Here is an 11,062-nt window from a genome sequence, read left to right as displayed (position 1 = left end):
CCCACGAACACGAGACCAACCACTACGCTCAACACCAGCCCCAACCGGCGGCTGGAGCCAACACATAGAGCCTCCACCGACCCCGGAGCGCTTCACCCCGGTGCCCAGCCGCTAGCTGTGCCGGGGCCTGTCGGCGGTCTTTGAAAGGTGACCCGGTGTTCGCTGTCACGGGATCTGGCCAGAAGAGGGACCCCGGGCCGGCCTTGGTGGTCCCGTTACAGGGCGACCACAGGCTGGGCCTTGGCTGTTACTGATTGGCCAAAGCATCGGCACAGTGGCCACGTTGAGCTCGACCGTCAGCGCGGCACGAGCGGCAAACCGTAAATGTGCCGCGCCTGTTGAAACCCCTCATCCTCGACGGTCCAGGCCAGGCCGAGTCTCTCCAGTTGCCGCATCGCTGATTCGGGCGTGAATTGCCGTGGCGAGTTCCGAGATGCCGCTCTCCCTCAGGACGCTGTAGTGGTCACCGGTGAGTTCCACGACGGTCGGCGAGGTCGTGGACCAGCCGGAGTGGCTCTCGAGGGAGGAGTAGTCGTCCCCGGCGGCCTTGAAGACGGTCACTGGTGCCCGGAGCCGGTGCTCGGTGAGTTCGCGGAACGTGTAGTCGAACTCGTAGGTGGCTGCGACGATCCGGATGATGCGGCGGATCAACGCCTCGTCAAGAGTCGGCATCTGATGGTGGATGAAGTTCGTGAAGGTGTCCTCGTCCTGTGCCGCCGCGAGGCACGCGTCCACCTGGGGGCCGCTGACGCTACTGGTGAACACGGAGCACAGGATCGCGACGTACACGGGATTGCGGTAGGACGCCTCCCGGACGAAACGGCCGGCGCCCGCCACCCTGTCCCGGGGGTTGCCGGGGCAGATCAGGAACAGGTGATCGACGGGGTACCCGGCCTGTTCGAGCTGCCAGGCGGCCTCGAAGGCGAGGCGGGCGCCGAAGGAGTAGCCCCAGAGGCTGTACGGGCCGTCCGGCTGGGCGCGCAGGATGGCGGCGACGTCGGCGGCCGCCATCTCGCCGATGGTCGGATACGGCGTCTCACCCGCGTTGATCCCGTGCGCCTGGATGCCGTAGAACGGCCGGCCGGCGCTGGCCTCGCGGGCCAGCAGGCGCAGGTTCATCGGGTAGCCGCCCAGACCCGGCCAGCAGAACACCGGACGGCCCGTGCCTTCGGTGGTGAGCGGGACGAGCCGTGAGGCGGGCGCGGTGTGCTGGTCCTCGATGCGGGCGGCGAGATCGGCGAGCCGTGGGGATTCGAAGAGGACCTGGAGCGGCAGGCTCAGGCCGAACACGTGGTTGATGCGGCTGACGAGTGCGACCGCGATCAGCGAGTTGCCTCCGGAGGCGAAGAAGTCGTCCTCCACGGACACGTCTTCGTACTTCAGCGCCTCCGCCCATGCGTCGGCCAGCCACCGCTCCGCCGGGGTGGCGGGCGCGACGTAGGGCCTGCTGGTGTCGGCGGAGCGCACCTGCTCCAGGGCGGCCACGGCCGGGACGTCGACCTTGCCGTTGGCGGTGAGCGGCAGCTCGTCCAGCACGAGGACACGGTTGGGCACCATGTAGTCGGGCAGCCGCTTGGCCAGGTCGTCACGGATCATCTCGGAGGGTCCGTTCATGTGCACCGTGTCCTCGTGCATGCCCTCGCTGCGGATCTGCTCCTCGCTGACCTTGCCGCCGAGGAAGAAGTACGACGGGCCCGTGGGCAGTGCGCAGGAGGCGAGGATGTCGTGGACGCGCCGCGCGGCGGGCAGCGGGTGGCCCGTGTTGGAGCTGTAGCCGGAGGACATCAGGCCGATGCGCCGGGCATTGCGCTGCAGATGGTGCAGCTTGGCTCCCAGCGCGATGTACTGCAGCCACGGTTCCGCCGCCCGGCTCACGGCGGTGATACCGAAGCTCGACCGCTCGTAGACCTGCTGGTTGATGGCGATCACGTGCTTGGGCAGGACGACCGCGTCCGATATGTGTTCCAGATTGTGGCCGGTCCACCGGTGCTGGCCGGCCGGCAGACCGTGCACGCGGCCCGGATGAGCCTGGACGTAGATGTCGGTGGGGGTGTCCGCGGGCGCGCCGTCGTTGCGATCGACGGTGAAGGTGCCCAGGTAGTGGTCCTCCGGGGCGACATGGAGGTTCTCCTTCGCCGCCGGCCGGAAGGAGTCGGGACGGATGGCGAGCCCGTACTCCGGGAGGATCTCCTCGAAGACACCGAGCATGTGCCCGGCTTCCAGTTCGAGCACCTCGCGGATGTTGTGCGCGTAGACGGGCTGGATGGCCCGCTTCTTGCCCAGGAAGTGAAAGGTCAGGCGGGCGTCGGGGCTCTGCGGGGCACCCGCGATCCGCACCAGCGTGTGATGGACGGGATGGTAGTAGTACACACCCGCGCCCAGGCCGTCGAGCCCCCCGGTCTCCAGATAGAGCTGCGTGGCGTACAGCGCGCCGGGTGAGGCGTAGAAGTACTTCGGCAGAAGCCGTTCCGCGCTGCGAAACTGACCGAACCAGCGCAGCAGCCCACCGAACTGAGGCCAGGTGAGGTCGGTCAGGCCACGTGCCTGCCTGGCCGGTGGGCGCGGGGAGAGCAGGGCGACGATGTCGTCGCGGGTGACCTCTCCGCCGTCGAAGAAGCGGTACGTCTTGCGGGCGAAGGCCTCCCGGCGCTGCCGCGCCGTCTCCCGCCGGCCGGGCAGCCGCACCACCGGTCTCCCCTCGAGCTCATGCGCGTCGCGCAGACCGGGATCCGACAGCTGGACCTTCACCTGGAGCTTGTTCGCCTTGGACTGGTGGTGCGTCCCCGCGTCGCCCTGGTCCATTAGGACGGCTTCCTTCGGGTTCAGCTCAACGCAGGCCACCAGGTTGGTGGAACCGGTGCGCGGATCGTCTGCCGCGATCACGGCGGCACGGCGTACCCAGGTGTGCTCCTCGATGGCCAACGCGATCTCGTCCAGTTCCACGCGGTAGCCGCGCAGCTTGATCTGGTTGTCGGTGCGACCGGCGAACTGGAGGGTGCCGTCGGCATTCCAGGAGGCCAGGTCTCCCGTGCGGTAGAGCCGCTTGGTGGGGACGAACGGTGAGGGGACGAACTTGTCGCGGGTCTGCTGGGGCCGGTTCAGATAGCCGCGCGCCAGTTGGATGCCCCCGATGTAGAGCTCGCCCTTCTCGCCGATGTCCACAGGAGCCAGGTTCTCGTTCAGGACGTAGCACTGGGTGTTGTCGACCGGCATGCCGATGGGGACCGAGCCGGGCGCCTCACTGAGCGTGTCCGGACTGACCAGGTGGGCCGTGGCGTTGATGGTGCACTCGGTCGGACCGTACAGGTTGATCAGGGAGGACCAGGGGACCGCGTCGAAGAAGGACCGGGACACCTGCCGGGAAAGCGCCTCTCCGCCGCAGAACACCCGCTGCAGGGTGGTGCACGTGCCCATCTGCTCGGTGTCCAGCAGCGCCTGCAGCAACGTCGGTACGCACTGCAGGGTCGTGACCCGGTTCGTGGTGACGGCTGCGATCAGCGCCTCCGGGTTGCGGTAGCTGCCCGGGGCGGCCATCACCACGCGGGCGCCGACGGCGGGGGCCAGGACCTCCCACTGCGCCGCGTCGAAACTGATCGGGGTCTTCTGCAGCACTGTGGCGTGCGGGCCGAGATGCCCGCACGACTGCATCCACCGCATCTGGGACAGGATGCTGCCGTGCTCGATCATCACGCCCATGGGCCGGCCGGTGCTGCCGGAGGTGTAGATGACGTAGGCGAGGTCGCCGGGCGCGGGCTCCAACGACGGGCGCGGCGGGGGCGGGTGGGGTCCCGTGCCGGTGAGTTCCACGACGCGGATGTCGTGCGGGGCGAGGTCGCGGAGCCGGGTGGCGAGATGCGGCTGGGTGACGACGACGCGTATCCCGCTGTCCTCGATCATGAGACGCAGCCGCTCGTCGGGATAGTCCGCGGACAGCGGCAGGTAGGCCGCGCCGGCGAAGAGAATGCCCCACACGCCGGTCATCAGGTCCAGCGACGGTTCGGTGTACAGGCCGACGCAGTCGTCCCGGGCGATGCCCAGTGCGTTCAGGCGGTCGGCCAAATGCGCGGCGGCTGCCTCAAGTTCCCGGTAGGTGAGGCTGCCGGCGCCGCTGGTGACGGCGACAGTGGTGGCCTGCGATGCCGCCTGCTGGCGCAACAGACCGGGCAGGCTCCCATGGACGTGGATGTGGTCAGCACAGGCTGTGGGGCGCGCGGGTTCTCTGGTCACGGTCTCCCCTTGAGTCGGGTGAGTGGTTCCAAGCCGCCGTCGGGGTGAGGCCGTCGACCCTTCGATTGCCGAACACCTGGCTGCTGGCCAGGTCCGGGCCCGGGTTGTCAGTGACTCGCCCAATGGAGCGGCGCGCCAGACCAGCACGAGGAGGGAACCAACAAACAGGGGCGCAGCCAGCGATCACGGCCGAGACCCATTTGATTTCCGATCGACCTGCGCTATCTGTGCATCAGGCAGCGATACCGAGGCGTGGCGCCGTGGCCAGGCGGAGCGGCGGCAGGCCCCTGCGAGTACGACATCGATGTCGTGGAAGTGCTCCGGAGCGGTAATGCGCTTTGGAGTAACCATCATTTCCTCCACTCAATCGTCGGTCCTGTGTCCGTAGTGAGCGCAGTGGAAGAATGAGTTCTTCGCGAGGAGACAGTTGGCGGCTACCCGCTGCTGACGTCATAGTGCCTCGCTCTTATGGCGCACACAAGGTGATCATGTTTGCCTCGTGGAATGGCGGAGTGAGACGTCGTTGACTTGGCGTAGGCGCCGCAAGGGGCCGACCTGTCAAGCTGGTGGGCCGTTCCTCGCGCAACCTCGAGTCGACTGGACCCATCGCTCTTCCCTGGCTGCGGCGCCGTGTAAGTCTCCATCGGCACGAGATCGCAGGCCCTGACGCGGCGCTCTCCAGCTGGCAAACCGCGCGTTCGGAACTAGAATGTGAGTACTTAGAAAATCAGGCCCATCAAGAGCGCCGCGTCGGCGCAGGTCGGCTGAGGGTACGTAGTCGCATGACCTGCCAGATACTTTCCGACTGCCGAACCTGGGCATGCCTACGCTGCACTGAGATGCATCGATTTATCTCCTGCTGTGGGCTCAGGGGCGGCGCCGACGGTAGACCAGTTTACGGAAAGCTATGAAACCTGTGGTGGTAGGCCCGCCGTCACCGGAGGGTCGGCGCAAAGTATGGGTGAGTGGTCAAATGGTTGCCACTGCTCGTTCCCTTCACGACTTGACTGCAATCCTGCAAAGCACAGGGTTTGGGAACCGGGACGAGTTGGATATAGCGGCGTGGAACGACATTCACTGGGAGGGGGGCGGCCCGGATTCCTGGGCGTGGGTTTAAGGGGCGTCCGCGTCCACGTATTCCTCGGCCTCAGTTTCGAAGGCGTCATAACCTGCTCCGACGGCGACGTCGCGTTGCTCGCAAAGGACGGCTAGGAGATCGGCGACCCCGGCTGCAACGCGTTCATCGCTGGTCTTGGCGACGAGTCCCTGGATGAGGCGGGGGCGGTAGCGCATTCGCTTCAGCCGCGACCACACGCCCTCTCAAACCGATCCGGGGCGCGCCTCAGGTCTCGACGCCCCACAAGTCCCGTTCAGGAAGCGTGTGTTGCCCTCAGCCCGTCACCCCCTCGCCGATCACCGGCCCGAAAAAGGTCCAGGCGAGTTCCGTGGCCTTCTCCTCCACCTCCAGCAGTACGCGTCGCCGATAGCCCATGTCCCTGCCGCGCCAGACCAGTCCGAGGCGCTCCAGCCGATCCACCAGGGCGGTGGTCCCGGCCGAGTTCAGGCGCAGTTGCTCGCCGAGCCACCCGGGTTCGTACGGCACCTGGCTGGCCGTCTGATATGTACTGCATGCACCGCAGCGGGTCGACCGCCTCGCCCTCGTCGATCCCACCCAGGTCTTCGCCGGGATCCGCCCGAGCCAGGCCCGTGCCCGCGCCTTCCTGGTCTGGGGGACGGCAGATGTCCACCCGGACGAGACCGGACAGGGCCTCTATGCGCTGGCCACCACTGTTCCGGTCCGCAAGCTCGCCACCGGCCGCCGTCCCCGGAACGCCGACCTCCGTATGCCGGCGCGAAGACCGAAGACCACATCGGCCAGCCATCACCGTGCGGTGCACCAAGGGCGACAGCCGTCAGCCTAACCTCGACCTGCGCGTCGACCAGAAGCTCCGCTACGAGACCTACGGCTGCAGGTGCTCGGACGAAGGGATGGGCTCAGCGTCCAGCCGCGCCCTCGCCAGCCGCATCCGTCAGGGACTGGGCCTGGCCTCCCCAGCCGAAATGATCAGGAACAACGACCGCAAGCTGTACCCCGGCCTGGCGCTCCTCGCCGACGCTGAGGCAGAGCCCGACGCATGACGCTCGGGACAGAGCCTGTGGAGCAGCCTGCTCAGAGTTCTTACGATCAATACCGGGATCCCGTGCTGGCGCGGAGCTGGGGCGGGTCCAGGACGGTGACCGTCTCACGCGACGTCCGGGTGCGCAGCGCTGGGCATCCTGCGGGGGCGCGGCTTGATGTGTGGAAGAGTCAGACGCCGTTGCCCACACCGGCCATACGGGTCGAACCGGTGGTCGAGAGGATCAGGAGTCGTTCCATGTCCGATGAGATCACGCTGCGCCCGGTGACCGCCGACGATCTCGACCTGTTCGAGCGCGAGTTCAATGGGCCGGACGGGACCGGCCAGTACCAGTGGTTCGGCTTCGGTTCACCGGCCGGCCTGCGCCGGCAGTTCGCAGAGACCGGTCTACTCAGCCCCGACGGCGGTGTTCTCTCCGTCGCGGAGGCGGGCCGGACGGTGGGCCGGGTCGAGTGGTTCGCCAGCACCTGGGGGCGGCCCGCCACCTCTACCTGCTGGACCCTGGCGATCGGCCTGGTGCCGGCCGCGCACGGCCGAGGCATAGGCACCCAGGCCCAGCGACTGCTGGCCGAGTACCTCTTCGACCACACCAGGGCCGAACGGCTCCAAGCCTGGACGGACTGCGCCAACCTCGCCGAGCAGCGTGCGTTGGAGAAGGCGGGCTTCGTCAGGGAGGGCGTGCTGCGCTCGGCGCAGTGGCGCGGCGGCCGGTGGCACGATCAGGTGATCTTCTCCATGCTCCGTGCGGAGCGGTCCGGCGGCGAACCGAGGTGAGCACAAGCCGTTGATCGACCTGACGAGCCTTAAGTTCCTGATTTAGAGCACCTAACAGCAAGTCTGGTCGTAGCCATATCCCCTCCCTGGCTGAGTCGGCAGTGCTGCGGGAGGCGCTCGGGCCCGAGCTGTACGAGGCCGTACTGGCCGTCCGCCGCGCGCAGGCGGAGCTGTTCGCGATGCTCACCGACGCGGACGTCGTCGAGGCCGTCCGCTGGCGGTATTGACTGGCTACTCCTCGGGCTCCCAGGCGATCAGCTGCTCGAACACCTGCTGGTCGCCCTCGATCTTCAGGTCGCTCAGCGTGAGGCGGCCCCAGACGAAGAGGAGCAGCTGCTCGGCCGTGCCCGTGGCCGAAGCGGAGGCGTGCGCGGCGTCGTCCGTGAGGGGTGCGGGCCAGGCGCCGGTGCCGTCCAGCGTGAGGAGCCAGGAGCGGCCCTCGGTGGCGTGGTAGTGGATGGTGGCGGCCTCGTGCGGCCAGGCCGCCGGGGTGGAGTTGCAGGTGTCGAGAAACTCGGCCACGCCGTCGATCGCGACGTCCGCCGGCATCGGCTGCACGGCGCCTGCGGCGAGCTGGGCGTCGTAGGTGTGCACCAGCACCTCGTGCACCCGGCGCCGCGCAACGCCCCAGGCATTCGCCGGCGACACACCGGCGCCCCACCACGCCCAGCACTCGCGCTCCGGGCCGGCCTCGCGCAGCGCACTCAGCAGCAGCTCGTTCGACTCGGCGTACCAGGCCAGCAGCGCCTCGAGCTCGCGCGGCACCTCTACGGCATCCTTGGCCGGCGGAGCCTCGGCCGGGCCCGCGGCGACGATCGCGGCCCACCAGCGCTGGCCCGTACCCAGGTGCTGCACCAGATCGAACAACGTCCACTCGGGGCAGGACGGCACCGGCGCGTCAAGGCTGGGCGCGGCGGCAACCGCACTCCGGAACGCGGCCGACCGCTCGTCGATCAGTTGCAGCAGGGCGGAATACTCAAGACTCTCTGTCACATCGCCTACCTATCACCCCAGTTCAGCCGACCGCACCCTATTTTCCAGGCCGTCAGCTGCGGGAGTTAGAGCACCTAATAGAAAGCCTGGTCGTAGCCATATTCCCTTCCTGAATGGCTCGTTGAACGAGTCATAGGGAAGGGGAACGGTCCTCCGTGGATGGTGCCGGATGACCTGTGGGGGCGGATCGAGCCGTTGCTGCCGGTCAGGCAGCGGCGTCCGCGCCATCCCGGCCGGCTGCCACTGGACGACCGTGGTTGCCTGCAGGGCATCCTGTTCGTGCTGCACACCGGGATCCAGTGGGAGTGGCTGCCGCAGGAGCTCGGCTTCGGGTCCGGGATGACGAGCTGGCGCCGGCTGCGGGACTGGCACGAGGCCGGGTGTGGGACCGGCTGCACCAGGTGCTGCTGACCGAGCTGCACCGTGCCGGGAAGCTGGACTGGTCCCGGGCGGTGATCGACGGCTCCCACCACCAGGCCCGTCGGGGCGGCCCAAAACGGGGCCGAGCCCGGTCGACCGTGCCCGGCCCGGCTCGAAGCACCACGTCATCACATTGTTCGCCGACCGGGGCTACAACTTCGACAAGTACCGTCGGCTCCTGTGGAAGCGCGGCATCAAGCCGGTCATCGCCCGACGCGGAGTTCCGCACGGCTCCGGCCTGGGCTCGGCCCGCTGGGTAGTCGAGCGGACGAACGCGTGGATCCACGGCTTCCGACGGCTACGGATCCACTGGGAGATCCGCGACGACATCCACGAGGCGTTCCTGAAGCTCGCCTGTTGTGTGATCACCTACAGGCGAGTCCAGGCATTGTGTTAGCTCCTCTTCGAGCCTTGCCTGGCGCCTCTGTCGAGTTCCTCCCCGAACTGTCCCGCTGCCCCGCCGGGCTTCATAGTCGATCTCGACGGAGCGATGATCGGCCAGATCACGCTCACCAGAGAAACGGGGCACCTTCGTCAGGCTGCCGGAAAGACCGAGCTCGGCTACCTGTTCCTGCCACAGGCATGGGGACACGGATACGCCGCCGAGGCGTGCGCAGCGGTACTCGACTGGTTCGCCGGCGCGCTTCCCGGCGAACCAGTGGTGCTCGCCACCCAGACCGCCAACGTCCGCTCCATGCGCCTCGCGGCGAAGCTGGGGTTCAGCGAGGTAGAACGATTCCAGGCCTACGGCGCCGAGCAGTGGTTCGGCGCGTGGTCCTCAGTCACGCCGTCCGGTTGATCTCGTGCTCGACAGCACGGATCCACGAGGCCACCGATCCGGCCGGATCGGCGGTAGATGCCCAGCCGCCAGGAGGGGCATCGTGGTCGGCGTCGGGGCGCAGGTGCTGGGGTCAGTCGGCGCGCCGCACGGTGAGCCTGGGGATGTCCGTGTCGGGAGTGATCAGCATCGCGGCGGTTACGTGTCAGCCGGCCCCGGTTGGGCCCTGATAGGTGCCGACAGATGCCGCCGGCCGTAAGCGCGGACGACCCACGGTTCACCTGACGCCATCAGCGCGATGCACGGGAAGCGGCCGTCTGCGGGGAGGCAGCCGCTTGCTTGGAGTGCCTGCCGTTTGGGCTTGTTTCGAGGTTGCCGGGGTAGCGGGGAGTTCTGCCACGCAGTTCTCGTTGGTCTCCGCGGGCTGCGCGAATTGGGTAACCGCCTGATCGAGACTGGTCCAGCGGTCGAACCTTTCTTCTATTCAGTGGAGGTCGTCGTTCATGGGGTCGGGTAGTCGGCGCCGTCACCGAGGTCCTTGGAGTTGGCACTGGCGAAGTAGACAGTCTCCGTTGTTTTCTCGCCCCTTGAAACGATGGCCGACCTACCTCTCTCGCCAGTAGCCGCGGATGTCGTCCGGATCGAATGGCGGGAGATCAACCGTGGAGCCTCCTCCGGTCACCTGCCGCTGGGACTTCAGGGCTTGCGCTGCAACCTCGTACTCCTCCAGGTACTTGATCGCCTGCTGGGCAGAGCTGACATCCGGACGCAGTAGCGGCATAACCCCCAACGCCCCCCAGGCGCCCCGGACATGAGGGAAGACGAAGCAGCGAGCACAGCAATCTACGGATCTTGAGCTTCGGGAACTCCGTGATCCACAGGGGTCGTGCCCGCCTCACATCAGCGTCATCCCTCTACTCACTTACTCAAACTCGGGCAAGCGCGGAACACTCCGAGATACGCCGGGATACTGCTACAGAAGTTCGAGAGAGTCGCGATGCAGGACGCGCCCGACATCCTGGCCAAAGCCCGAGAACTGTTCACCATCCACCTCGAGTAGAACATCCATGCGACCGAAAAGGCGCTGAAGCGCAGGGGATTCACTCCGGTCCAGGCCGTTGTGAGCGCCCGTACTTTCGAGTTGCCCGCTGCACCACGGCAGTGCTGGCTTCCTTCGGCGTCCTGCACGGGCCTCCCCGCCGAGCGGGTCAGCAGCCGGCACACCGTGGCCTCGGCGGGCAGGTCGCGCCGCGGCATCCGGATTCGGGCCGCAGGCCGACCGCTTCGAGGACGTGGGCCGGGGCGTCGGCGATCCACTCGCCAACTGCCAGCAGTGAGGCAGCGTCGGCCAGGACCGCCCACACAGTCAGCCCAGCACCCCGACCAGGAGGCGGCGCACGAAGGCGCGGATCGCGCGGGTCCGGCACCTGGCTCTGACTGGCACCGGGGAAACGTCGAGGCCGTCGCGGCAGTGCGCTTGAGGACCTGCACCGGAGCCGAGACGCGATCATTGGGGAACAGGACGGGGGAGATGTTCACGCGCGCCATCGGGATTCGACGCACAGTTATGCAACAGTGAGCTACTCCCGATTACCCCAGCCTCATACGTAACATTGGAATTTCCTATTGCGGCCCCTAGGTGGCTAGCTGTAGCCTGCGGTACGCAAAGATAAGGGCACGCCAAGTAGCATATCCATCGCGTGGAATGATCACGTCTCAGGCTGCTTCAGAA

At 67.4% G+C, this 11,062-nt stretch carries 5 protein-coding genes and 3 pseudogenes; 5 read left to right on the top strand and 3 right to left on the bottom strand.

What is annotated here, in order from left to right; all coding sequences use genetic code 11:
- Nucleotides 1-348: 348 nt before the first annotated feature.
- The gene (locus ACWC0C_RS44830; RefSeq protein WP_450870688.1) at nucleotides 349-4,227 is read right to left on the bottom strand and encodes a non-ribosomal peptide synthetase family protein; all 3,879 of its coding nucleotides are present in this window, start codon (nucleotides 4,225-4,227) and stop codon (nucleotides 349-351) included.
- Nucleotides 4,228-5,632: 1,405 nt separating this feature from the next.
- Nucleotides 5,633-5,818 (bottom strand): annotated as a pseudogene (locus ACWC0C_RS44825) (MarR family transcriptional regulator); the annotation flags it as partial.
- Nucleotides 5,819-6,114: 296 nt separating this feature from the next.
- Between ACWC0C_RS44825 and ACWC0C_RS44820 the strand changes: the two are divergent.
- The 3 genes from ACWC0C_RS44820 to ACWC0C_RS44810 all read left to right on the top strand — a co-directional run bounded on the left by ACWC0C_RS44820 (nucleotide 6,115) and on the right by ACWC0C_RS44810 (nucleotide 7,366).
- Nucleotides 6,115-6,366: a hypothetical protein gene (locus ACWC0C_RS44820; RefSeq protein WP_450870687.1), complete on the top strand. Its 252-nt coding sequence runs from the start codon at nucleotides 6,115-6,117 to the stop codon at nucleotides 6,364-6,366.
- A gap of 236 nt (nucleotides 6,367-6,602) precedes the next feature.
- Nucleotides 6,603-7,139: a GNAT family N-acetyltransferase gene (locus tag ACWC0C_RS44815; RefSeq protein ID WP_450870685.1), complete on the top strand. Its 537-nt coding sequence runs from the start codon at nucleotides 6,603-6,605 to the stop codon at nucleotides 7,137-7,139.
- A gap of 101 nt (nucleotides 7,140-7,240) precedes the next feature.
- A complete protein-coding gene (locus ACWC0C_RS44810; protein ID WP_450870683.1) occupies nucleotides 7,241-7,366 on the top strand; it encodes a hypothetical protein in 126 nt (41 codons plus the stop codon).
- A 4-nt stretch (nucleotides 7,367-7,370) separates the two neighbouring features.
- Here the strand turns inward: ACWC0C_RS44810 and ACWC0C_RS44805 are convergent, their stop codons facing one another.
- Complete coding sequence (locus ACWC0C_RS44805; RefSeq protein ID WP_450870681.1) at nucleotides 7,371-8,132, bottom strand: maleylpyruvate isomerase family mycothiol-dependent enzyme; 762 nt, start codon at nucleotides 8,130-8,132, stop codon at nucleotides 7,371-7,373.
- Between the two features lie 159 nt (nucleotides 8,133-8,291).
- On the opposite strand from ACWC0C_RS44805, the pseudogene ACWC0C_RS44800 reads away from it, so the two are divergent.
- Both ACWC0C_RS44800 and ACWC0C_RS44795 read left to right on the top strand, forming a co-directional pair.
- A pseudogene (locus ACWC0C_RS44800) lies at nucleotides 8,292-8,949 on the top strand (transposase).
- Nucleotides 8,950-9,006: 57 nt separating this feature from the next.
- Nucleotides 9,007-9,351 (top strand): annotated as a pseudogene (locus tag ACWC0C_RS44795) (GNAT family N-acetyltransferase); the annotation flags it as partial.
- Between the last annotated feature and the right edge of the window lie 1,711 nt (nucleotides 9,352-11,062).

It is taken from the genome of Streptomyces sp. NPDC001709 (assembly GCF_053596375.1).
This window is presented reverse-complemented; position numbering and strand designations above follow the sequence as displayed.

Excerpts from the sequence above, each read along its gene's own strand:
- ACWC0C_RS44815 (WP_450870685.1), top strand. The coding sequence starts at position 6,603 with ATGTCCGATGAGATCACGCTGCGCCCGGTGACCGCCGACGATCTCGAC.